21 protein-coding genes are annotated in these 25,022 nt (G+C 33.6%); 10 read left to right on the top strand and 11 right to left on the bottom strand.

The window, feature by feature from the left end; genetic code table 11:
• Window positions 1–47: 47 nt before the first annotated feature.
• The 7 genes from HUE53_RS05900 to HUE53_RS05870 form a co-directional block, all read right to left on the bottom strand.
• A complete protein-coding gene (locus HUE53_RS05900) occupies window positions 48–2,780 on the bottom strand; it encodes a M36 family metallopeptidase (RefSeq protein ID WP_192188779.1) in 2,733 nt (910 codons plus the stop codon).
• Window positions 2,781–2,831: 51 nt separating this feature from the next.
• Window positions 2,832–4,172 (bottom strand): deoxyguanosinetriphosphate triphosphohydrolase, encoded by a 1,341-nt coding sequence (locus HUE53_RS05895; protein WP_014166127.1) that lies wholly within the window; start codon window positions 4,170–4,172, stop codon window positions 2,832–2,834.
• Between the two features lie 47 nt (window positions 4,173–4,219).
• Complete coding sequence (locus tag HUE53_RS05890) at window positions 4,220–4,663, bottom strand: GNAT family N-acetyltransferase (RefSeq protein WP_014166128.1); 444 nt, start codon at window positions 4,661–4,663, stop codon at window positions 4,220–4,222.
• A 3-nt stretch (window positions 4,664–4,666) separates the two neighbouring features.
• Complete coding sequence (locus HUE53_RS05885; RefSeq protein ID WP_041253496.1) at window positions 4,667–4,888, bottom strand: hypothetical protein; 222 nt, start codon at window positions 4,886–4,888, stop codon at window positions 4,667–4,669.
• 107 nt (window positions 4,889–4,995) lie between these two features.
• A complete protein-coding gene (locus tag HUE53_RS05880) occupies window positions 4,996–7,407 on the bottom strand; it encodes a ribonucleoside-diphosphate reductase subunit alpha (RefSeq protein ID WP_192188778.1) in 2,412 nt (803 codons plus the stop codon).
• A gap of 138 nt (window positions 7,408–7,545) precedes the next feature.
• Window positions 7,546–8,523 (bottom strand): ribonucleotide-diphosphate reductase subunit beta, encoded by a 978-nt coding sequence (locus tag HUE53_RS05875; RefSeq protein ID WP_014166131.1) that lies wholly within the window; start codon window positions 8,521–8,523, stop codon window positions 7,546–7,548.
• A 417-nt stretch (window positions 8,524–8,940) separates the two neighbouring features.
• A complete protein-coding gene (locus HUE53_RS05870) occupies window positions 8,941–9,507 on the bottom strand; it encodes a DUF3109 family protein (RefSeq protein WP_014166132.1) in 567 nt (188 codons plus the stop codon).
• Between the two features lie 114 nt (window positions 9,508–9,621).
• Here HUE53_RS05870 and HUE53_RS05865 point away from each other — a divergent pair, with 114 nt between their 5' ends.
• Genes HUE53_RS05865 through HUE53_RS05855 form a run of 3 tightly spaced genes read left to right on the top strand, consistent with a single transcriptional unit; the run spans window position 9,622 to window position 11,052 of the window.
• On the top strand, window positions 9,622–10,197 hold the full coding sequence (locus HUE53_RS05865; protein WP_041253258.1) for a MarC family protein: 576 nt from the start codon (window positions 9,622–9,624) through the stop codon (window positions 10,195–10,197).
• Between the two features lie 39 nt (window positions 10,198–10,236).
• The gene (locus HUE53_RS05860) at window positions 10,237–10,440 is read left to right on the top strand and encodes a hypothetical protein (protein WP_014166134.1); all 204 of its coding nucleotides are present in this window, start codon (window positions 10,237–10,239) and stop codon (window positions 10,438–10,440) included.
• Window positions 10,441–11,052, top strand: a complete 612-nt coding sequence (locus tag HUE53_RS05855; RefSeq protein ID WP_192188777.1) for an NAD(P)/FAD-dependent oxidoreductase — start codon at window positions 10,441–10,443, stop codon at window positions 11,050–11,052.
• 41 nt (window positions 11,053–11,093) lie between these two features.
• Here HUE53_RS05855 and HUE53_RS05850 read toward each other — a convergent pair whose 3' ends face one another.
• From HUE53_RS05850 to HUE53_RS05835, 3 genes are all read right to left on the bottom strand, one after another.
• Window positions 11,094–11,525 carry a deoxycytidylate deaminase gene (locus HUE53_RS05850; protein ID WP_014166136.1) on the bottom strand — a complete coding sequence of 144 codons (432 nt, stop codon included), beginning with the start codon at window positions 11,523–11,525 and terminating at the stop codon, window positions 11,094–11,096.
• Window position 11,526: 1 nt separating this feature from the next.
• Window positions 11,527–12,120 carry a HupE/UreJ family protein gene (locus HUE53_RS05845; protein ID WP_065212958.1) on the bottom strand — a complete coding sequence of 198 codons (594 nt, stop codon included), beginning with the start codon at window positions 12,118–12,120 and terminating at the stop codon, window positions 11,527–11,529.
• 560 nt (window positions 12,121–12,680) lie between these two features.
• Complete coding sequence (locus HUE53_RS05835) at window positions 12,681–13,505, bottom strand: universal stress protein (protein ID WP_065213921.1); 825 nt, start codon at window positions 13,503–13,505, stop codon at window positions 12,681–12,683.
• A 174-nt stretch (window positions 13,506–13,679) separates the two neighbouring features.
• On the opposite strand from HUE53_RS05835, the gene rimP reads away from it, so the two are divergent.
• Genes rimP through infB form a run of 3 tightly spaced genes read left to right on the top strand, consistent with a single transcriptional unit; the run spans window position 13,680 to window position 18,333 of the window.
• Window positions 13,680–14,144 (top strand): ribosome assembly cofactor RimP, encoded by a 465-nt coding sequence (rimP, locus tag HUE53_RS05830; RefSeq protein WP_014166139.1) that lies wholly within the window; start codon window positions 13,680–13,682, stop codon window positions 14,142–14,144.
• 18 nt (window positions 14,145–14,162) lie between these two features.
• Window positions 14,163–15,407, top strand: coding sequence for a transcription termination factor NusA (nusA, locus tag HUE53_RS05825; protein ID WP_192188776.1), 1,245 nt, complete (start codon window positions 14,163–14,165; stop codon window positions 15,405–15,407).
• Between the two features lie 46 nt (window positions 15,408–15,453).
• Entirely contained in the window at window positions 15,454–18,333 is a 2,880-nt protein-coding gene (infB, locus tag HUE53_RS05820) for a translation initiation factor IF-2 (protein ID WP_014166141.1), read from the top strand.
• A 193-nt stretch (window positions 18,334–18,526) separates the two neighbouring features.
• Here the strand turns inward: infB and HUE53_RS05815 are convergent, their stop codons facing one another.
• Window positions 18,527–19,936, bottom strand: a complete 1,410-nt coding sequence (locus HUE53_RS05815) for an APC family permease (RefSeq protein ID WP_014166142.1) — start codon at window positions 19,934–19,936, stop codon at window positions 18,527–18,529.
• 89 nt (window positions 19,937–20,025) lie between these two features.
• Here HUE53_RS05815 and ruvB point away from each other — a divergent pair, with 89 nt between their 5' ends.
• The 4 genes from ruvB (at window position 20,026) to ruvA (ending at window position 25,021) form a co-directional block, all read left to right on the top strand.
• A complete protein-coding gene (ruvB, locus tag HUE53_RS05810) occupies window positions 20,026–21,048 on the top strand; it encodes a Holliday junction branch migration DNA helicase RuvB (RefSeq protein WP_014166143.1) in 1,023 nt (340 codons plus the stop codon).
• A gap of 24 nt (window positions 21,049–21,072) precedes the next feature.
• On the top strand, window positions 21,073–21,999 hold the full coding sequence (queG, locus tag HUE53_RS05805; RefSeq protein WP_065212960.1) for a tRNA epoxyqueuosine(34) reductase QueG: 927 nt from the start codon (window positions 21,073–21,075) through the stop codon (window positions 21,997–21,999).
• A 69-nt stretch (window positions 22,000–22,068) separates the two neighbouring features.
• Window positions 22,069–24,357: an NADP-dependent malic enzyme gene (locus tag HUE53_RS05800; protein WP_065212961.1), complete on the top strand. Its 2,289-nt coding sequence runs from the start codon at window positions 22,069–22,071 to the stop codon at window positions 24,355–24,357.
• An 82-nt stretch (window positions 24,358–24,439) separates the two neighbouring features.
• A complete protein-coding gene (gene ruvA, locus HUE53_RS05795; RefSeq protein ID WP_014166146.1) occupies window positions 24,440–25,021 on the top strand; it encodes a Holliday junction branch migration protein RuvA in 582 nt (193 codons plus the stop codon).
• Window position 25,022: the final 1 nt, after the last annotated feature.

Raw genomic sequence — 25,022 nt, 5'->3', positions numbered from 1 at the left:
CTACGATGTTGTTTGTACTTTTGGATACACTTTATTGTAAATTAAATTTATTCCAAAAGTATCTTTTGTGTAAACCGTATATTCTGACCTTGTATATTAAGAATATAAAATCCTTTTTGTAAAGAGTCTAAATTTATTGTTTTTAAATCACTAGTATTGTTGAGTTCTTCTGAATAAACAATTCGTCCGTTAATGTCATTAACCCTTAAAATTGAATGATCAATACTTCGATCAAAAGAAATATTTATTAAACCATTTGATGGATTTGGATAAATGTTGATCAGATCGTTTGAAACAAAATCTGTATCACTCAAAAGAATATTAGGAGGTAAGTCTGTGTGTAAAGACGTTGGGTTATCTTTTATACCTGCAACACCCGTATTACTTGCTCCAGATGAAGCGCTATAGCCTACTCCTCTTCTAGCAAAAACCCTCCAAATTAATTCATAATTTTGTCCCCCAGTGGCGGCTTGATCTGCGGCTAAAATAGCATCTCTACCCGTGATAAAACTTGGAGAACAACCATCAATTTTAATAGCGTCTAATACAATTTTCATTATTTTGTTGTTTCCACCTGTACCATTGTAAATATTACTATCATAACCATATTTGTTAATATAAGCCCATGTTAAATCCCATAAAATTGTAGCCCAAACAGTTCCAATAGCATGAACATTAATTTTTTCGGTCTTACTTATAGGGTCTGGATACCACATTTTATTTAAATCAGCGTATGTATAAGGGTTACTAGTCATATCTGTTGTATAAGGATATTTTCTGATACCTTTACCATTAGTGGGAAGGTTGTTAGTAAAAGTTCCTATGCTTTTTTTGTCACTTCCTTTATCGCCAGCTTTTATTTGCATCATTAACCAAAACCAATCAGACCATCCTTCACCCATTTGTTCGGAGCTATTTAAGCAATTACCTGAAAGTCTTGTAGAAATCCCATGTCCATATTCATGTGCTATAATTCCATTATCAAAATCGCCATCAGCATAGATGTTGTTTTTGTTCTCAAAGATTGCGCTTACACTACCTTCTGTTGTTAATACCTTAATTAATTCGTCTCCATCTGTTTTTGATAAACCTATGACAGGAATTTTAACAGCTGCATCGCCTCCACCAAGTTCTAGCTCCGAGAAGGTGTTATTTATAACTATTAGTGCTTTTGCTCCTGCATTTTGAGCTGTTATAGCTTTAGAAGAAAAACTACAATTACCCCTTCTGACTACTGCAATTTTACCTGTTACCATATTTGTTGCTGTTGAGCATCCATCATAAACGTCAGGATTTGTTGTGTTATTAGTAGTGGCATCATTAAGAAGTATAAGTTCTCCAGAAAGATTGTTAGGTGTTATAGGTAATTCAATATGTCCCGAAGTAAATTCATTATCTATAGCGTTGTATGTTTGGCCTGCTAATGAACCATTGGTTATTTGTACTTTTATAGGGACAGGGTGTTGCCATAAGTACATTTGCATTTTAGGATTGTTTCCATCAGATGGGGTTGAAAAATTAGCATTGTTATAACTAGGAGAACCGTTTTGAGAGGCATCTTGTGATTGTGCTAAAACATAGTCATTTTGTATTCCCCCACGACCATAATTTTTGTCTTGAAAGTTTTTGTTGGATTCATTAAAACCATACTGATACCACAAGTCGTGCATAATGTTGTTCATGTAAAATAAATTAGTAGTCGCTGCATGAATTTCATTTATAGGAGAATTAGATAAACCTGAGTAAGGATGATCAAAGGTTAAATCAGGATATACCCCTGAGGATGAATTGGTATAAGTATTAATAGACGCTATTGATGGATCAGAATTGGTTATATCTGAATAAGCAAATACATTGTTTCCTCTTGTGTAATCAAATTTAGTAGAATTTGTTGTAGTACCAATAGTTGAATTATTGTTGTGCCATCCATTAGGTGATGCAGCAAGAGTAAGCGGTGCTAATGGGGTCGTAGATTCAGGATTTGTAACGATGGTTCTCCCTTCTGTGTTTGTAGGAAATGCCTCTTTATAATGATTAGGACTTTCATAGTTCCACGGAATGACTTTGTAGTTTGTTGTGCCGGATGGTAATAGTGCTAGTCTTGAAAGATTTTCTTCTTTGAATAAAAAAGTATGGTTGTTTGTGCTGTAATGATGTTCTTTATGAAAGGAGCATTTTAAAGTGTTATTCAACTTTTGAATAAGATCACCAGTTTCAGCATCTATAAAAATATTCCACAAATCTTTTTCACCATTTTTTGAGTAATATTCAAAAAAATAAGTGAGTTTTAATTCGTTTTTATCCGTTAGAAAATAGGTTAATTGCCCACTTATGTTTTCTTCTTTGTTTTGTGTGTTTTCTAATCTAAATCTGTTGTTTTCTAGTTTGTTTAAGGAATATTTAGGAGCAACATCGTTTGTTGATGTTAAAGCTTTTATTAAAGCCGTATTTAAATCTATTTTTTGAGTTCTTTTTTTGGCATTATCTATAAAGTTTGGAATTGATTTTAATTTACCTGAAACTTTGCCTGTTTTATCAATTATAAAATTAGAATCAACATTATAGATGGGTATGCCGTTTTGTGTTTGTTTTACGTGGCAAACAAAATTATTGCTCGTTGTTGTAAATTCATCGAATATAATTAAATTGTCAATTTCGTTTTGACTCATTTTTGATTGAGATGAACTTGCCTTTAAATGTTTTTTGATGAGGTCAATATTGCTTTGACTAAGAGCAATTCCTGAAAACAAAAACAATAAAAAGGGTAGTTTTTTTATCATAGATTTAGAATTTTGGGTTATTAAAGAATTATTAATTTGTTAGGGATGAAATTAGATTTTCGTAGAAATCATTTTGTTGTATAATAAAGCGTTGCCATCTGTTAGCATAGAAATGAAGTGACAGATATGTAGCAAACGTTCATACAGACTTTCTTTTTCTATATTATGTTTTTCGGGTAGTATTTTTAATAATAATTTATCAAAATTAGTTTCATTGCCTTCAAATTTATTATTGTAGGCGGTGATAAATTTGTCTAATAAATTATTGATAATTTGATAGCCGTTTATTTCTTTTTCAATGACTTCCCTGCTCTGATAAATATTTTTTATACTTAGATTAATGATGTCATTCATTTGAGCCTTGTATTTTGATTTGTCTGTTAGCGCATGAGGGAATTTGCCTTGAAGAATTACTTCTTCATTTTCAATAAAAACATTTACCACATCGTTTATCAAACTTCCTATGGCTAAGGCACGTAAGTAGCTGATTCGGTCTTCTTTTGTAGTTAGTGCATTGTACTTTGAGGTATCTATAGAATCTTTAACTAATTTGATTAGGTATTCTAATGCGTAATCTTCTGAGACTAGACCTAGATTAATTCCATCTTCAAAATCTATAATGGTATAGCAGATATCATCAGCCGCTTCTACAAGATAAGCTAGAGGATGACGTTCGTATCCTATATCATTTATTAATTTATTAGGAATTAAGCCTAATTCTTCGGCAACTTCTTTGAAAAAATTTTTGTCTTGTTGGAAGACCCCGTATTTTTTATCAGCTATGTTTGAAGTTGGTTTTTTAGGTAAACTTTCTTTAGGGTATTTTATGAAGGCACCCAAAGTTGCATAAGTTAATCGTAGGCCTCCTTCAACACCAGGGCGTGAGCTCGTTAATACCGAAAACCCATTGGCATTTCCTTCAAAATCAATTAGATCTTGCCATTCTTTTTCAGATAATTGCTCTTTAAATTTTAAACCGTTACCAATAGCAAAGTATTCTCCAATTGCTTTTTCGCCTGAGTGACCAAATGGGGGGTTTCCTATATCGTGAGCTAAAGCGGCGGCGGCTACTATTGCTCCGAAATCATTAGCTTGGTAACCATGAATTTCTTGTAGATAAGGGTATTTTTCTAATATTTTTTTTCCAACTAAGCGACCTAATGAACGACCAACAACCGAGACTTCCAAGCTATGGGTTAATCGTGTGTGAACGAAATCAGTTTTTGATAATGGAATGACCTGAGTTTTATCTTGTAGGCTTCTAAATGCTGCCGAAAATATTACACGGTCATAATCAACTTCAAAGCCTAGGCGTGTATCATCTTGTTCTTTACGTAATCGTTTACTAGTATCGCCTTGGCGTTTTAAAGATAAAAGTTGTTCCCAGTTCATCATTTTTGGGTAGATTTAAAAAAATTAGAAGTGCGAAAGTACAAATTTTAAGATTCTTTCTTCATGCAAATGCTGTTTTCTACACCTATGTATTGGTCATAATTTGGGATAAGTTTATACCCTTTTTTTTCATACAGCGAAATTGCGTTTGTTAGTTTAGGTGAAGTTTCTAAGATAAAGTTTTGGTAACCTTTTTGTTTTGCCCAATCTTCAATCGTGTTTAGAATTAAGTTGGCAATGCCTTTTTTTCTGTGTTCAGGGTGAACAAACATTCTTTTAATCTCTACTGTGTTTGGGGTGTGTTCTTTATACCCTCCGCAACCGACAACCTGATCGTCTTCGTATACAATCAATACATTTTCTAAATATTTGTTGTTAAAATGGGTAAAAAAATCTTTTTGTTCACCATCAATGTCTACTAAATATTCATCAAATAATTTGGTTAGGTATTTGAAGTCTGGATGATCAGAGTTTGAACGGAGTAGTCTCATTATTTATTTTTTAGCTAAAAAGAAATTGTTTGTTTTTTTAGGGTACTTTTCGTTGCTTTTGCTGCTTGGGTTGTCAATTATGGTTTTGATGTTTATCATATCGCCTACCTTGAAGCTGGCTTCGGTGTATTGATAGTCTAAAAGGTATTCGCCACAGAAATAATTTCCATTGCTATCTTTTTCTATAATTCCTGTATAAATTCCTTTGTTTTTTTCTTTTGACATGTGTAATATTTTATTCAAAGGTACGAATTGCTTTGTAATGTTTTGAAAAAAAGGCTGTCCTAACTTTTCTTTTGGACAGCCTCTTGTTTGTTTTTGTAAATAAATTATTAAGATCCACACATTTCGCAATCTTCTGGTTCTGCATTACGAGAACGTTCAATCATTGCTCTGAATTCCTCTGCTGTCATTTCTCCTTCAGGGGCTACTAATTCTAATTCTTTAGGGGATTCTATTGTAGGTTCTGTTTTCTTTTCGTTATTTAATGTGAATTTAATAGCATCTACAGCGGCTTTAGTACGTAAGTAGTACATACCTGTTTTTAAACCTGATTTCCAAGCATAGAAATGCATTGAAGTTAGTTTAGAAAAGGTAGCTCCTTCCATAAACAAGTTTAGCGATTGAGATTGATCGATGAAATAACCTCGTTGGCGGGACATATCAATAATGTCTTTCATAGACATTTCCCAAACGGTTTTATATAAGTCTTTTAAATCTTGTGGAATACGGTCAATATTTTGTACTGAACCGTTGTGACGCATAATTTCTTGTTTTAAATCTTCATTCCATAGTCCGCATTTTACTAAATCTTCCAGTAAATGTTTATTTACTACAATAAATTCACCAGAAAGTACGCGGCGCGTATAAATGTTTGAAGTGTAAGGTTCAAAAGCTTCGTTATTTCCAAGGATTTGCGAAGTAGAAGCAGTAGGCATTGGAGCTATTAGTAAAGAGTTGCGAACACCATATTCTATTACTTCTTTTCTTAACGAAGCCCAGTCCCAACGACCTGATAATTCTTCATCTGTTACGCCCCAAAGGTTGTATTGAAATTGACCTTCAGATATTGGTGAACCTTTAAAAGTAGAGTAAGGACCTTCCTCTTTTGCCATTTCCATAGAGGTTTCTACGGCAGCAAAATACATGGTTTCAAATATTTCTTGGTTTAATTTTTTAGCGTCGTCGCTGGTAAAAGGCATACGTAGCATGATGAAAGCATCTGCTAATCCTTGTACCCCTAATCCTATTGGGCGATGTCGCATATTAGAGTTTTCGGCTTCTTTAACAGGGTAGTAATTTCGGTCAATTACCTTGTTTAAGTTACGTGTTACTCGTTTGGTTACTTTGTACAATAATTCATGGTTAAATTTGCCTTCATCGACAAACATTGGTAAAGATAAGGAAGCTAAGTTACACACGGCTATTTCGTCAGCAGAAGTGTACTCCATAATTTCTGTGCATAAATTAGAAGAGCGGATAGTTCCTAGATTTTTTTGATTTGATTTGCGATTGGCAGCATCTTTATATAGCATATAAGGCGTTCCTGTCTCGATTTGAGATTCTAGGATTTTTTCCCATAATTCACGAGCTTTAATCGTCTTGCGTCCACGCGCTTCGTTTTCATATTTAGTATATAAAGCTTCAAACTCATCTCCATATACATCATATAATCCAGGACATTCGTTAGGACACATTAACGTCCATTTGTCATCAGATTCTACACGTTTCATGAACAAGTCAGAGGTCCACATAGCGTAAAATAAGTCACGGGCACGCATTTCTTCCTTGCCATGATTTTTTTTAAGATCTAAGAAGTCCATAATGTCAGCATGCCAAGTTTCGATATAGATGGCAAAGCTTCCTTTGCGTTTTCCACCGCCTTGGTCTACATAGCGAGCGGTATCGTTAAAAACACGTAACATAGGTACAATCCCGTTAGAGGTGCCATTAGTTCCTCTAATGTATGAGCCTGTTGCGCGTACATTGTGAATTGATAAGCCAATACCACCAGCAGATTGTGAGATTTTAGCAGTTTGTTTTAGTGTGTCATATATACCATCAATGCTGTCGTCCTGCATTGCTAAAAGAAAGCAAGAAGACATTTGCGGCTTTGGTGTTCCTGCATTGAAAAGTGTTGGAGTGGCATGTGTAAAAAACTTTTTAGACATCAACTCGTATGTTTCTATTGCGGATTCTAAGTCATTTAGGTGAATTCCAATTGCAACGCGCATTAACATGTGTTGTGGGCGTTCTGCTATTTTTCCATTGATTTTAAGTAAATAAGAACGTTCTAGGGTTTTAAAACCAAAATAATCATAGTTGAAATCACGGTTGTAAATTATGTGTGAATCTAGAAAAGCAGAGTTTTCCATGATTATTTTATGTACTTCATCTGAAATAAGAGGAGCGTCTTTGCCTGTGCGAGGGCTTACGTAATGAAACATATCATTCATCGTTTCAGAAAACGATTTTTTTGTGTTTTTATGTAAGTTAGAAATGGCAATTCTAGCGGCTAATTGTGCATAATCAGGATGAGTAACGGTCATGGCAGCTGCGGTTTCAGCAGCTAAATTGTCTAATTCGGAAGTGGTTACACCATCGTATAGGCCTTCAATTACTCGCATGGCAACTTTTACAGCATCTACCATATCATTTAAACCATAGCAGAGTTTTTTAATTCTGTCTGTGATTTTGTCAAACATTACGGGTTCTTTATGCCCATCTCTTTTTACTACGTACATAGTTCTTGTCTTTTTGAAAACAAAAAATCCCTTCTTTGTTTTCTTGTTAATAATAAATTTGTGAAAACACCAGTCTCCCGACTTTTACTAGGGGTGTTTTTTAAATCTGATAGATTGTTAAGTTTGTCAGATGTGTTTTTAGAAATCAGCGTCTAATGAAAATTTATGAGCATCTTCTTCATTGTTCATTACACCCGCCTTTTGGTATTCAGCAACCCGTTTTTCAAAGAAATTGGTTTTTCCTTGTAATGAAATCATGTCCATGAAATCAAATGGATTAGTTGCGTTAAAAATTTTAGCACAACCTAGCTCTATTAATAATCTATCTGCTACAAATTCTAAATATTGAGTCATTAAAACAGCATTCATCCCTATTAGAGAAACCGGAAGAGATTCTGTTATAAATTCGCGTTCTATATTTAAAGCATCTACTATAATTTCTGTAATTCTTTCTTTAGTTACTTTGTTTATTAAATGATGGTTGTGTAGGTGTACAGCAAAATCACAGTGTACTCCCTCGTCTCGAGAAATTAATTCATTTGAAAAGGTTAATCCAGGCATTAATCCTCGTTTTTTTAACCAATAGATAGAACAAAATGCTCCAGAAAAAAAGATCCCCTCTACTGCTGCAAAGGCAATTAGCCTTTCTGCGAATGAGTCGGATGAAATCCAGCGTAATGCCCATTCTGCTTTTTTCTTGATAGCAGGAAAAACTTCAATAGCATGAAATAATTGATCTTTTTCTACATCATCTTTTACATAGGTGTCAATTAATAATGAATAAGTTTCGCTATGAATGTTTTCCATCATAATCTGAAAGCCATAAAAGAATTTAGCTTCGGGATATTGAACTTCATTTACGAAATTTTCTGCAAGGTTTTCATTTACAATACCATCAGATGCTGCAAAAAACGCCAAAATATGTTTGATGAAGTATTTTTCATCTTCACTTAATTTGGTATTCCAATCAGTTAAATCTTGATGTAAGTCTATTTCTTCTGCTGTCCAGAAGCTTGCTTCCATTTTTTTATACCATTCCCAAATGTCATGGTGCTTGATTGGGAAGATCACAAAGCGATCTTTATTTTCTTGTAAAATGGGTTCAATAATAGCCATATCTATACCTGAAATTATAGTTTTAAATTGATTCGAATAATTGTGCGTAATTGGGACTACAAAGATTCAAAATTAGACTCTAAAATGAAAGAATAGTTATTCACATTTCGGGGGAGTTTTTAACAAATGATGTAATTGTAGGTTATTCTTTATTAAAAGTGTAATGTGTTGTTTGTCAGTGTTTTGTGTTTTTAAAAAATTATAAACCCTTATGAAATAAAGGATTTTCGTAGGTTGGGATTGGCCTGTTTTTTGGATGGGTGTTAACTTATATATTTGTAATATATGTATTGTTAATAATTAATTAATTAAAGTGTAATAAAATGAAGTTTTTTGCGTTTCCTTAGCTGGTTTTGAAACTTTTTACTAATGATTTTTAAATCTTTTAAAAATCATTAGTAAACTTTTTTGATATTATTATTTGTAGTATTCTCGTGCTACAATTTCAAGTTCTTCATACCAATCCGTTCCGAATCTTCTTACTAAAGCTTCTTTTACAAATTTATAGATGGGTACTTTGAGTTCTTTGCCTAATGAGCAGGCTTCTGAGCAAATATCCCAACGATCATAATTAACGGCTTGAAAACTACTGAATTCTTTAATTCTAATTGGGTAGAGATGACAAGAAACTGGTTTTTTCCAATTAACGAATCCTTGATTGTAAGCTTCTTCTATGCCGCATAAAGCATTTCCCTCTTTAAAAATAACATACGCACAATCTTTATTGTCTATTAAAGGGGTTCCAAGTTCATTGTCTTTGTCTGTAACCCATGTGCCCTGTTCTTTGATGGCTTCAATGCCTTCTGGTCGTAGTAAATGTTTGATCTTAGGATAAATAGCTTCTAAGATTGGTAATTCTTCTTCTAGTAGAGGAGCTCCAGAATCCCCGTCAATACAGCAAGCTCCTTTACAAGCACTCAGGTTGCATACGAACTCTTTTTCTAAAATGTCTTCTGAGACGATCGTTTTACCAATTTGAAACATGTGATTTTGTTTTTAGTGCTGCAAAATTACAAATAAGAAACAATAATTAGGATTGTAGTTTTGTTAATTGTTTGAAATTAGTATATTCGAAAATATTTGTTAAAAAAAAGAGTTATGAATTTTGATTGGAAAGAAGTGTTGACTGTTGGAATGGTCTTGTTTGCAGTTATTGATATTATGGGTTCTATTCCTATAATTGTGGATTTAAGGAATAAAATAGGGCATATTCATGCAGAACGAGCTAGTTTTGTTTCAGGGTTGATTATGATTATGTTCCTTTTTGTGGGAGAGGGGATGTTGAAATTTATAGGTGTAGATGTTAAATCTTTTGCTGTTGCAGGGTCTATTGTTCTTTTTTTTCTGGCACTAGAGATGATCCTGGGAATTAGTATTTATAAAGATGAAGAGCCTAAAACAGCCAGTATTGTTCCTTTGGCATTTCCATTAATTGCTGGTGCGGGTACTATGACTACCTTGTTGTCTTTGCGTTCAGAATACCAATCAATCAATATAGTAGTAGCTATTTTGTTCAACATCATAATTGTATATGCTGTTTTGAAATTATCAGGTAAAATTGAGCGAATGCTTGGGCCTACAGGTTTAGGGGTTGTGCGAAAAGTTTTTGGAGTTGTATTATTAGCAATAGCTGTTAAATTATTTGCGGCTAATGTTAAAGGCTTGTTTGTTTAGGCTGAAAAGCTGTAATTTTGTTTCCTAAAAATATAGTTAATGAAAATTTTTACTTACATAGTTCTGGTGTTAGGAATTGTATTGATTGGCGTTAATGTTTCAATGCTTAATCTCGAAGATTTATTTAATGGAGATAGTTTAGTGGCTTTGATAGGGATATTGGCTGTCTTGTGTGCTATCGTTATTTTGTTAATCTTTAATCTTTCAAAATCAATTGAAAATCAATTGAAAAATCATTCGTAAATGTTTGATGTGTTAATTATAGGAGGAGGAGTTTCAGGGGTGTCTTGTGCTATGGTTTTAGGTTCTGCTCAAAATAAAGATTTTGTTAAAGATAAAAAAATAGGAATTCTTACTCATCAAAAAGCATCTTCTTTGCAAGATGCTATTTTTTATAATGCTTATGGGATTCCGGCAGGTAAGTTAGGGGCTGATTTGTTGCTAGACTCATTGGATCAGTTAAGGAATACGTATGATCATATTGTTCAAATAGCAGACGAAAAAGTTCTGAAGGTTGTGTCGGTTCAAAATGGTTTGGAAGTTATTACTAACAAAAGTGTTTTTAGAACTCAAATAGTTGTTGTTGGAGTGGGAGCTTCTAATTTGTTTGATATTGAGGGGTTGAATGAATATGTTGAGCCTCATCAAAAATCACTTCCTGAAAAAAAACGCATTCAGCTAAAAAATATTGACTATAAGGTAACGGAAGGGATCTATGTTTGTGGTACCCTTTCAGGGCATAGAAGCCAGTTGGCAATAGCTGCAGGGAGTGGAGCGGCAGTAGCAACTGAAATACTTGTTTTATGGAATAAAGGAAGAGAAACACATAGTCATGATAGTGTTAAGAAAAAATAAAAGTAAAGATTTGGACTTAGTTTAGTTGGAAAAATTTCATTCTATTCTGAATCTAAATCTTTAATTTGTTGTACAACAACCCCAGCTTTTTCTAAAAAAACCAAACCTGAATCATCTTTGTATTTTTCGAGATAAACGACTCTTCTTATTCCTGCTTGGTGGATTAATTTAGAGCACTCTTTGCAAGGAGAAAGGGTAATGTAAAGAGTTGCTTGATTGCATGATTGTGTAGAGCTGGCAACCTTTAGTATTGCATTAGCTTCTGCGTGAAGGACGTACCAATGCGTTAGGTTGTTTTCGTCTTCGCAACAATTGTCAAATCCAGAAGGAGTGCCATTATACCCGTCTGATATAATCATTCGATCTCGAACTATAATTGCTCCTACTTGTTTTCTTTTGCAATAAGAGAGTTTGCCCCATTCTTTTGCTAAACGTAGGTAGGCGGTGTCGTATTTGCTAAGTTTTTCTTCCATTTTATCTGTGCCAGATAGGGCTTTGTATAATTAGTGGTGTTACAACTCCTATTATAAAGGATGACATGACTAACGTCCAATCTCTTTTTGAAAAACGGAAAACAGATTGGATTATAAATGAAATTATTAAGACAATAAGAACAACTATTATTTGTGCACTTTCAATTCCAAGAGCAAACTCTGCAAGGGGTAATATTTTGTCTGATTTATTTCCTGGTAATAATGTCTTGAAATAATTGGAAAAACCTAATCCGTGTATTATTCCAAATAGTAATGTTACAATGGCTATTAAAGTTATACTTTCGCCTTTAGAACTTTTTCCTGCTGTGAAAAGATTAAAAAGGGCTACGATCAATATTGTAATGGGGATTAAAAATTCAACTAGATTTTCTTTTATATAAATGATCCCAAATACAGAAAGTATAAGTGAAATAGAATGACCTAAAGTAAATAAACTCACTAATGTTAACCATTTTTTCCAGTCGTTAAATGAATAAGGAATAGTCATTCCAATTAGGAATAATATATGGTCATAAGCATTGATGTTTAATACGTGTTTTAGGCCGATTTCAAAATATAACCAAAATTCTTGCATACGATAAAATTAAAAGAGTTTCAAACATACAAATTTTTTAGTAATCATTTTATTTTATTGTCTAAGTTTGTGATTGTTTTATTTTTAAGAGAACTAAAAAAATAAATTATTCCACTTTCAGAACTATTTGATGGTGAATTGAACTAGAAACAAAGAATGTTTTTCCGCGATTGTACGTGCGGCTATTGCTGATGGAGGAATGAATAAAGAAGAAAAAGATTTCTTAGATAAGCTAAAGGTGCGTCTTGAAATATCAGATGAAGAATGTAATGAAATATTGAAAAATCCTATTAATCCTTCCTGTTTTGTATGTGTATCGGTAGGAACGTTTGTGTGATTTGGCACGAATGATATATGTAGATTGTGTGTTAGGGTCTAAACAGAAAGGGATTTTAATAAAATTTTGTTTAGTATTAGGGTTTGTTCTAGGTAATGTTGGGGATGAGTCGCTGTCATTGTTGGTTTTTAATATTGATTAGGGTGCCTTCGTGTATAAGATGCGAAATATGAATAAGTAATTTTAAAAATAAAAAAACGGTGAATTAATCACCGTTTTTTTATTATATTTTGAAGGTTATGACTGGTTTTTTCGAGTGATTGACCAAACTTTCACTTATACTTCCGTTAAAAAAATGAGCTAAGCCTTTTCTTCCGTGAGTGCACATGCCTATTAGGTCTGCATTTAGGTCGTTTGTTATGTTTAGTATGCCAGCTTCAACATTAGTATCATTATATATATGAGTTTCGTATTTGTCAATTTTGAATCCGCTAACAAAATCGGCCATTAGTTTTTGTGCATTTTGAGTAGAACGGAAATTGTTAGGCGTATTTATATTTACAAGGTGTAAGGTGGCTCCTAATTCGTTAGCAAAACGCACTATGTTTTCAAAAGGTTTTTTTATTTCATCTAGGAAGTCTGAAGCAAATACGAAGTGATCTATTTTAAAGTTTATATCGTCTTCTTTAATGACTAAAACAGGTACGTTAGAGTTTCTTACTACTTTTTCAGTATTAGATCCTACGAACATTTCTTTGATTCCACTTGCTCCGTGGGATCCCATTATAATAAGGTCAAACGCATTGTTTTGTATCGTTTTCATGATGCCTTCAAAAGGATGTTCTATTTGAATTATTTTAGAAGTTTCTATTCCATTTAAATATTCTTCTTCTAATAAATCATCCATTCTATTGGTTATTGCATTTTTGAAAAATATAATCTCAGGAATGTCGTGACCATGTGTAACGGTGTCATTGCCTTGATTTGGTAGTTCTAATAAATGTACTAAATAGATCTCTGCATTGTGCTTTTTAGCAAATTGAGCAGCAACTTTAAGGGCGTATTCTGCGTGTTGAGAAAAATCGGTTGGGACTAAAATTCGTTTCATAATGGGGTTATTGTTTAAAGATTTGTTTTTCCTAAACTCACTTATAAAGGTAAGAAAGTTTTTAATAAAAATCAATCAGTTAGTAAAATAAAAAAAAAAATGTATATTTGTGCCGTTATTTAGAAGTTAAACATTAAATAATGAGGCACGCATCGCGTGCCTCTTTTTATACCAATGACATTTAAAGAAAAAGTAATACAGGTATTAAATCAAACTTTGGAAGAATTTCCAGAGCTTTTTTTAATTGATTTAACTATAACTGATAGTAATAAAATTATCGTAACTTTAGATGGCGATAATGGAGTGCAGTTGCAGGATTGTGTAAACATAAGTAGAGCTGTTGAAAACAGCCTCGATAGAGAAGAACAAGATTTTGCGTTGGAAGTGGCTTCTGCGGGTGTGTCTGCTCCCTTAAAAATGATTCGTCAGTTTAAGAAAAATGTAGGACGTACGGTAAAGCTAACAACTGCAGAAAAAGAATATGAGGCTCTTTTAGTGGAGGCAGACGATGAAGGTGTTACATTAGAATGGACTGCACGTGAACCCAAAAAAGTAGGAAAAGGAAAAGAAACTGTTGTTCACAATACGAAAATACAATATGGCAATATTGTGGAAGCAGTAGTTACAATTATATTTTAAAAAAAATCAAAGAGTTGTATGGAGAATTTAGCATTAATCGAATCGTTTTCAGAATTTAAGGATAATAAATCTATCGATCGTGTTACATTAATGGCTATTTTGGAAGATGTGTTTAGAAGTGCATTGAAGAAAAAATACGGATCCGATGAAAATTTTGATATTATTATCAATCCTGACAAAGGAGATATGGAAATTTGGAGACGCCGTGTTATTGTAGCAGATGAAGATTTAGATTTCGAAAATGAGGAAATTACGCTGACAGAAGCTCGTAAAATAGAACCCGACTTTGAAATTGGAGAAGAAGTATCTGAAGAAGTAAAATTAATTGACTTAGGAAGGAGAGCAATCTTAGCCTTACGCCAAAATTTAATTTCTAAAATTCATGAACACGATAGTACTAATTTATACAAACAATTCAAAGATTTAATAGGCGATATTTATACTGCGGAGGTACACCATGTACGTCCTAAAGCAGTAATATTGGTTGATGATGAAGGAAATGAAATTGTATTGCCAAAAGAAAAACAAATAGCATCTGACTTCTTTAGAAAGGGAGATAATGTTCGTGGAGTTATAGAAAATGTTGAACTAAAAGGTAATAAACCACAAATTATAATGTCTAGAACTTCTGAAAAGTTCTTGGAAAAGTTATTTGAACAAGAAATTCCAGAAGTATTTGATGGTTTGATAACTATTAAAAAAGTAGTTCGTATACCAGGAGAAAAAGCAAAAGTTGCCGTAGATTCTTATGACGATAGAATTGATCCAGTAGGAGCTTGTGTTGGAATGAAAGGTTCTCGTATTCATGGAATTGTTCGTGAACTAGGAAACGAAAATATTGATGTAATCAATTACACGAATAATACACAATTATTCATCACTAGAGCATTAAGTCCAGCAAAAGTCTCTTCCATTAAAATTAATGAAGAAAAGAAAACGGCCGAAGTTTACTTGAAATTAGAAGAAGTATCAAAAGCAATTGGTCGTGGTGGGCATAACATCAAACTGGCAGGTATGTTAACAGGCTATGAATTAGATGTAATTCGAGAAGGGAATACGCAAGAAGACGAGGATGATGTTGAGTTGGCAGAGTTTTCAGATGAAATTGATGGATGGATCATTGATGAATTTGCAAAAGTAGGTCTAGATACTGCTCGTAGTATTTTAAGTCAAGATGTTGAAGATTTAGTACGTCGTACCGATTTAGAAGAGGAAACTATTCTTGAGGTAATCAAGATTTTAAAAGAAGAATTTGAAGATTAATCCCTTTTAATCTACAAAAAAATAAAAAAAACCATAAATAAAATTTATGTCTGAAGGAACAATAAGAATAAACAAAGTATTAAGAGAATTTAATATATCTCTTGAGCGAGCTGTTGATTTTTTAAAGGATAAAGGTTTCACTATAGAATCGAATCCAAATACCAAAATCACAGAAGAGATATATGGTATCCTATCTAATCAATTTGCTGGAGATAAAGGTAACAAAGATGCTTCTAAAGAAGTAGGCGAAGAAAAACGTAAAGAAAAAGAAGCATTACGTTTAGAGCGCGAGCATGAATTAGAGCAAAAACGCATTGAAGAAGAGCGTGCGCGTCAGGAAGTTATCAAAGCAAAAGCTGCGGCTTTATCAGGACCTAAAAAAGTAGGAAAAATAGACTTAAACCCTAAGCCTGTCGTAAAACCTGAAGTTGAAGCACCAAAAGTAGAGGTAGAACCTGTAGCAAAGGAAGTTTCAAAACCAGTAATACAGGAAAAGCCTGTAGAGAAAATAGAACCAAAACAAGAAAAACCAGTAGAGGTTAAGGTTAAACCTGTAGTGGTGCCTCCTGTTGAAAAGAAAGTAGAAAAAGTGGTAGAAAAACCACAGCTAAAAGAGGTTAAACCTATAGTTGAGCCAAAAGTAGAAACTAAAACTGACAAGCCTGCAACAAGTCCTTCAGTTGAAGCAGGTCAAGTAGTTGAAGAACGCTACGAAACTCAATACCAAAAATTATCAGGTGCTACTTTTACAGGACAAAAAATTGACTTATCTCAATTTGAAAAACCTAAAAAGAAAAAAGAAGATTCAAAACCAAACCAAGGTGGAAATAATAACCATCAAGGAGGAGATGCTAATAAGAAAAAGCGTAACCGAATTCCTTCCAAACAAAATAATCAGTCTAATAAACCAGACGGGAATAATAATAACGGACAAGGAAATAGAGGTAATCAAGGGGCTAACCACGGAAACAAAGGAGGGAATAAATTCAATAAAAAAGCTCCTGTTGTAAAAGTCGAACCTACAGAAGAAGAAGTAAAAAATCAAATAAAAGAAACCCTTGAAAGATTGCAAGGTAAAGGGAATAAATCCAAAGCAGCTAAATATCGTCGTGATAAGCGTGATTCGCATAGAGAACGTAATGAAGCTGAGTTAGCAGCACAAGAAGAAGGAAGCAAAGTACTTAAAGTTACAGAATTCGTAACAGTAGGTGAAATTGCAACGATGATGGATGTGCCAATTACTAAGGTTATAGGAACTTGTATGTCTTTAGGAATCATGGTTACCATGAACCAGCGTTTAGATGCCGAAACCTTAACTATTGTAACAGACGAATTTGGGTATGAAGTACAATTTACTACCGCTGATATAGAAGAAACTATTGAAGTAGTTGAAGACAAACCAGAAGATCTCAAAGAACGTGCTCCAATTGTAACTGTAATGGGTCACGTAGACCATGGTAAGACTTCTTTGTTAGATTATATTCGTAAAACAAATGTAATTGCAGGTGAGTCAGGAGGTATTACTCAACATATCGGTGCTTACGGAGTTGAATTAGAAAATGGTCAAGAGATTACATTCCTTGATACACCTGGTCACGAAGCGTTTACAGCTATGCGTGCTCGTGGTGCTCAAGTAACGGATATTGCTATTATTGTAGTAGCAGCCGATGATGATATCATGCCACAAACTAAAGAAGCAATTAGTCATGCACAAGCAGCAGGTGTACCAATTATTTTTGCAATCAACAAAATAGATAAAGCAACAGCTAATCCTGATAAAATTAAAGAAAAATTAGCCGCAATGAACTTCCTCGTAGAAGAATGGGGAGGTAAATATCAGTCACATGATATTTCTGCTAAAATGGGTATCGGTGTAAAAGAATTACTCGAAAAGGTATTACTCGAAGCTGAAATTTTAGAATTAAAAGCAAATCCCGATAAACCAGCGGTTGGAACGGTTGTAGAAGCTTTCTTAGATAAAGGACGCGGTTACGTGTCTACAATTTTAGTACAAGCAGGAACCTTGAAAATTGGTGATTATGTATTAGCAGGTAAACATCATGGCAAAATTCGTGCAATGCAAGATGAACGTGGACATAGTGTAAAAGAAGCAGGTCCTTCTACGCCCGTATCTATCTTAGGACTAGATGGAGCTCCTACAGCAGGGGATAAGTTTAATGTATTTGAAGACGAAAGAGAAGCAAAACAAATTGCAGCTAAGCGTACTCAGTTATTACGTGAACAATCTGTACGTACACAACGTCATATTACGTTAGATGAAATTGGTCGTCGTATTGCATTAGGTCAATTTAAAGAACTTAACATTATCTTGAAAGGGGATGTGGATGGTTCAGTAGAAGCTTTATCAGATTCATTCTCTAAATTATCAACAGAAGAAATTCAAATTAATATCATCCATAAAGGAGTAGGTGCTATTACCGAATCAGATGTAATGTTAGCCTCTGCTTCTGATGCAATTATTATAGGATTTAATGTGCGCCCTCAAGGAAATGCCAAATCATTAGCAGAAAAAGAAGAGATTGATATTCGTCATTACTCTATTATCTACGCTGCAATTGATGATTTACGTGATGCAATGGAGGGAATGCTATCTCCTGAGTTTAAAGAAGAAATTACAGGAACTGCTGAAATACGTGAATTATTCAAAATTTCAAAAGTAGGTACTATTGCAGGATGTATGGTTACGGATGGTAAGATCTTTAAATCTAATAAGATCCGCCTAATCCGTGAAGGGGTTGTAATTTATACAGGTGAATTATTGGCCTTAAAACGTTTTAAAGACGATGTCAAAGAAGTTTCTAAAGGATACGATTGTGGTATGCAGATCAAAGGTTATAACGATATTCAAGAATACGATGTAATCGAAGGATTTACTACTGTAGAAGTTAAAAAGAAATTGAAATAATTACAATACTATACAACAAAAAAACCTCGATTTATCGAGGTTTTTTTGTTGTATAGCACTACTTCTTTTCTTGAAAAAACAGCATAATAAAAAAATCTTCTAAAGATATATAGTTCGAAAATAGAACCCCTTGTTTATAGTTTAATTTCTTCTAAAGATTTTTTGTTTGTTTTATAGCTAATCATATAATCTCTTATTTCTCTTTTCCTTTCGTTATATAATAAATAGGAATTCCTATTAACATAATTAGTACACCCCATCCACAAGTACTTGTTCTATCTATTAAAAGCATGGTGCAAATAGCCAAAGAAACAATAATATAAAGTGCAGGTAAAATAGGATAACCAAAAGCTTTATAAGGTCTTTTTAATTCAGGTTTTTTCTTTCTTAAGATGAAAATTCCTAGAATTGTTAAAACGTAAAAAATGATAACTATGATCATTACGAAATCTAATAAAGCACCGTATTTACCTGTTAAGCATAAGAGAGATGCCCAAATACACTGAATCCATAATCCCCAACCAGGAACAGCTGCGTTATTTAATTCAGCTGCTTTTTTAAAAAATAAACCATCTTTTGCCATGGTATAGTACACCCGTGATCCCGCCATGATTAGCCCGTTATTACAGCCAAAAGTAGAAATCATGATCATAATTGCAATAATAAAAGTTCCTGTTGTACCAAAAATATGCTCCGATGCAACCACAGCTACTCGGTCTGAAGGAGCAAAAGCAATGGCGTTTAATGGCATAACGGCTAAATACATCACATTAGCTAATATGTAAATTACACTTACAATTAAAGTTCCTAAGAAGAGGCTTAATCCCACATTTCGTTCAGGATTTTTTATTTCACCAGAAATAAAAGTTACACCATTCCAGGCATCACTTGAAAATAAAGAACCTACCATAGAAGCCGCAATAGCAGATAATAAAGTATACCCGCTCACAATTGTCCAAGTGTTAGTTTCTTTATTAAAGGATTGAGCTGTCCAAGTAGTATTCCAATTGGCATCCCAGATTTCACTTTTAGCGGCCAATATGAATCCAAATACGATGAGCCCAAACAACGATGCAATTTTTGTAATAGTAAATATTTTTTGAATTATTTTTCCATTTTTAACGCCTTTGCTATTAATATAAGTAAGGATAATAATGGTAATGATAGAAACAATTTGAGCAGTACTTAGTTTGAAACTAGGATGATCTATAATAAAATTATTTTCGCTAAAGGTAGGTATAAGATAAGCTGTAAATTTAGAAAAAGCAACACCTACAGCTGCTATAGTTCCTGTTTGTATAACCGAAAAAAAACTCCATCCATACAAAAAAGCAATTAATTTATTATAAGCTTCCTTTAAATAAACATATTGCCCTCCTGCTTGTGGGAACATAGCACTAAGTTCACCATAACTTACCGCAGCTGTCATAGTTATAAGAGCTGAAATAATCCAGATAGCTATTAACCATCCAGCACTGCCAATATTACGAGTAATATCGGCACTTACTATAAATATCCCCGAACCAATCATAGAACCTACCACTAATAGTGTTCCGTCCAGTAGTCCTAATTCTTTTTTAAATTGTTGTGTTTGTTTTTCCATAAGTTTTTGGTTTGATTTGCTAATATATGTTTTTTTATTTATTGAGAAGCTAGTGTATAATTCATGAAACAAACTTTTATCTTTGCAAGATGAATGAAAATTTGAATCCTAATAAAGAACGTTTTACATCGCAAGAGATAGATGTCGAACGTGCCTTGCGCCCGTTAAGTTTTGATGATTTTACGGGGCAGGATCAGGTGTTAGAAAATTTAAAGATATTTGTTAAAGCAGCAAATCTAAGAGGAGATGCGCTAGATCATACTCTTTTTCATGGGCCACCTGGTTTAGGAAAAACAACTTTGGCTAATATATTAGCAAGTGAACTAGGTGTTGGAATTAAGATTACGTCTGGACCTGTTTTAGATAAACCAGGCGATTTGGCAGGTTTGTTGACCAATTTAGAAGAACGTGATATCTTGTTTATTGATGAAATACATCGTCTAAGTCCTGTGGTAGAAGAATATTTGTATTCTGCTATGGAAGATTATAAAATAGATATTATGATTGAAAGTGGTCCTAATGCACGATCTGTACAAATAGGTTTAAATCCTTTTACTTTAGTGGGAGCTACCACTCGTTCTGGGCTACTAACGTCTCCTATGCGAGCTCGTTTTGGTATTCAATCAAGATTGCAATATTATAATAGAGAATTGTTAACTACTATAGTCCAACGTAGTGCTTCCATTCTGGGAACTCCTATTTCTATGGAAGCAGCTATTGAAGTAGCTGGACGTAGTAGAGGAACACCTCGTATTGCAAATGCTTTATTAAGAAGGGTTCGCGATTTTGCTCAAATTAAAGGAAATGGTACCATAGATATAGAAATAGCTAAATATGCTCTGCAAGCTTTAAATGTAGATGCACATGGGTTAGATGAAATGGATAATAAAATTTTAACCACTATTATTGATAAGTTTAAAGGAGGACCAGTAGGAATAAGCACACTAGCAACTGCTGTATCAGATAGTGGTGAAACAATAGAAGAAGTATACGAGCCTTTTCTAATTCAAGAAGGATTTATAGTTAGAACACCTAGAGGACGTGAAGTAACGGAAAAGGCTTACAAACATCTTGGTCGTACTCGTGCAGGATCTCACGGAGAGTTGTTTTAAAATAATTTCTTTAAAAATATTGATTTGATTACTAATAAAGAAAAATATACCCAATTAATAAAATCCGAGTCTTTACGACTCGGTTTTCTTTCTTGTGGTATTTCTAAAGCTGACTTTCTAGAAACAGAAGCACCTCGTTTAGAAAATTGGTTAAAAAAAGGAATGAATGGTCAAATGGGATATATGAACAATCATTTTGATAAACGATTAGATCCTAGATTATTAGTAGAAGGAGCAAAAAGTGTCATTTCTTTAATACTCAATTATTATCCATCTCAAACTCAAACTCAAGATTCATATAAAATCTCTAAGTATGCTTATGGTCAAGATTATCATTTTATAATAAAAGATAAATTAAAAGATTTACTTCACTTTATTCGAACAGAAATAGGAGAGGTAGATGGACGTGTCTTTGTAGATTCAGCTCCTGTTTTAGACAAAGCGTGGGCTGCTAAAAGTGGTTTGGGATGGATAGGAAAAAATAGTAACTTAATTACAAAACAAGTAGGTTCTTTTTATTTTATTGCCGAGATTATTCTAGATTTAGATTTAGAATACGATTTGCCTACAACAGATCATTGTGGGAAGTGTACAGCTTGTATAGATGCTTGTCCTACACAAGCTATAATACAACCTTATGTAGTAGATGGTAGCAAATGTATTTCCTATTTTACAATTGAATTAAAAGATCAAATACCACAAGAAATGAAAGGTAAATTTAACGATTGGATGTTTGGTTGTGATGTGTGCCAAGACGTGTGCCCGTGGAATCGTTTTGCAAAACCCAACATGATAGATTCTTTTAACCCTCATCCTGATCTAATAAAATTTACAAAAGAAGATTGGAAAGAAATTACAGAAGATGTGTTTAAAAAAATCTTTAAAAATTCAGCTGTTAAACGAACTAAATTAGAAGGTTTAAAAAGAAATATTCTATTTTTAGAGGATTAATTTCCTTAAAAAATTTCATTCTTTTGCTTCAACACTTATCTTTGCCAGTTCATTAAAAGACAAAAGAATATGTCAGACGATAAAAAAAGAAGAGAAGCTCTATTGTATCATGCAAAACCACAGCCTGGTAAAATTAAAGTTGTTCCTACTAAAAAATATGCTACCCAACGCGATTTGTCTTTAGCGTACTCCCCAGGTGTAGCGGAACCTTGTATTGAAATTTCTAAAGATATAGATAAAGTATATAAATATACAGCAAAAGGCAATCTAGTAGCCGTAATTTCCAATGGTACAGCTGTTTTAGGACTTGGCAATATAGGGCCAGAAGCATCCAAACCAGTTATGGAAGGAAAAGCCTTGTTGTTTAAAATATTTTCTGATATAGATGTTTTTGATATTGAAGTAGATGCTACTGATATTGATAAGTTTGTAGATACAGTAAAGGCCATAGCACCCACATTTGGAGGGATTAATTTAGAAGATATAAAAGCCCCTGAATCGTTTGAAATAGAAAGACGTTTAGTAGAGGAACTCAATATTCCAGTAATGCACGATGATCAACACGGAACCGCCATCATTTCATCAGCCGCCTTATTAAATGCTTTAGAATTAGCAGAAAAAGATATTGATAAAATTAAGGTAGTAGTGTCTGGAGCTGGCTCAGCAGCATTGGCTTGTGCTAATTTATATGTGGCATTAGGAGTAAAGATTGAAAATATCTTTATGTTTGATGTAAATGGTTTGTTAGTGTCAAGCAGAGAAGATATTTCTGATCTTCAAAGAAAATATGCTAAAGATATCCCTGCTCAAACATTAGGAGAAATTATTGTAGGTGCAGATATGTTTTTAGGACTGTCAGCGGGAAATGTGTTAAAACCCGAAATGTTATTAACCATGGCTGAAAATCCAATCGTTTTTGCAATGGCTAATCCAGTGCCTGAAATAGATTATAATCTAGCTATCAGTACACGTGAAGATATTATTATGGCAACAGGACGTTCGGATTATCCCAATCAGGTAAATAACGTTCTAGGATTCCCCTATATTTTCCGAGGAGCACTTGATGTTAGAGCAACCAAAATAAATGAAGCTATGAAAATGGCAGCCGTAAAAGCACTGGCATGTTTAGCTAAACAACCTGTTCCTGAACAAGTAAATATTGCTTATGGAGAAACGAAATTAGTATTTGGTCGTGACTATATTATTCCAAAACCATTTGATCCGCGATTAATAGCAGAAGTAGCTCCAGCTGTAGCAAAAGCAGCAATAGAAAGTGGAGTAGCTCAACAACCCATAACGGATTGGGAAAAATACCGTAATGAATTATTAGACAGATTAGGATCTGATAATAAAATGGTACGTATGTTGGCTAACCGTGCTAAAACAAACCCTAAAAAAGTAGTTTTTGCGGAGGCAGACCATCTAGATGTGTTAAAGGCCGCACAAATCGTATTTGAAGAAGGAATTGGTATGCCTATTTTGTTAGGAAACAAAGAAATTATCCTAGAATTAAAAGAAGAATTAGGTTTTGACGCGGAGGTTGAAATTATAGACCCAAAAACAAAAGAAGAAGAAGAACGAAAAAATAGATTTGCTCAAAAATATTGGGAAACCCGTCGTAGAAGAGGAATTACACTTTTGGATGCTCAAAAATGGATGCGTGAACGCAACTATTTCGCCGCTATGATGATTAACGAAGGAGAAGCAGACGCGTTGGTTACAGGCTACTCAAGAAGTTACCCTTCTGTCGTAAAACCCATAATGGAGCTAATAGGGAAAGGAGCAGGGGTAAGCAGAATTGCTACCACTAACTTAATGATGACCGCTAGAGGCCCTATGTTTTTAGCAGATACAGCAATTAATCCCAATCCAACCGCTGAGGACTTGGCCAAAATAGCACTCATGACAGCTCGAACAATCAAATTATTCGGAATGGAACCTGTAATGGCTATGGTGTCATTCTCTAATTTTGGGTCTTCAAAAGACGAAAGTGCCTCTAAAGTACGTGAAGCAGTAGCCTATTTACATACCCACCACCCTGATTTAATTGTAGATGGTGAGATTCAAACAGACTTTGCATTAAATCCTGAAATGTTAAAGAGCAAGTTCCCTTTTTCTAAATTAGCAGGACAAAAAGTAAATACCCTTGTGTTTCCTAATCTAGAATCAGCTAATATTACCTACAAGATGTTGAAAGAATTATACAAGGTGGATTCAATTGGACCTATCATGTTAGGCTTAGATAAACCAGTGCATATTTTTCAATTAGGAGCTAGTGTTGAAGAAATGGTAAATATGGCAACCATAGCTGTTATAGATGCTCAAGAAAAAGAAAAAAGGCATAGAACTCAAAAATAACCCTTTGGATTTCTTGATACACTTAAGGAGGAATACTTTCACTCAATAAAATTAGTATATTTGAAAGAATAATAAAAGGAGCATGATTGCACACATACAAGGAAAATTAGTTGAAAAAAACCCTACCGACGTTGTAATTGACTGCAACGGGGTAGGGTACTTAGTTCATATATCTTTACATACATTTGGTTTGTTACCATCGAACGATTTCGTTAAATTATATACCTATTTACAAGTAAAAGAAGATAGTCATTCTTTGTATGGATTTATGGAGAAATCTGAAAGGGAAATTTTTAAGTTACTCATTTCAGTGTCAGGTATTGGAGCTAATACAGCACGAACTATGCTTTCTTCATTAGAACCCAAACAAATTATTAATGCTTTGGCCTCTGAAAATGTAGCGACTATCCAATCTATAAAAGGAATAGGTATTAAAACCGCTCAAAGGGCAATAATCGAATTGAAAGATAAAGTGTTAAAAATCTATGAAATAGATGAAGTTTCATTGATTCCAAACAATACAAATAAAGATGAAGCGTTATCTGCTTTAGAAGTGCTTGGTTTTGTTAGAAAATCTGCTGAGAAAGTAGTTGAAAAAATTATTACAGCTACACCAGAAGCTACTGTGGAAAATATTATAAAACAAGCTTTAAAAAATTTATAAA

This window comes from Flavobacterium columnare (assembly GCF_014844295.1).
In the GTDB taxonomy this organism is placed as follows: Bacteria; Bacteroidota; Bacteroidia; order Flavobacteriales; family Flavobacteriaceae; genus Flavobacterium; species Flavobacterium columnare.
Note: the sequence above shows the minus strand (reverse complement) of the source record. Positions and strands in the feature narration are given on the sequence as shown.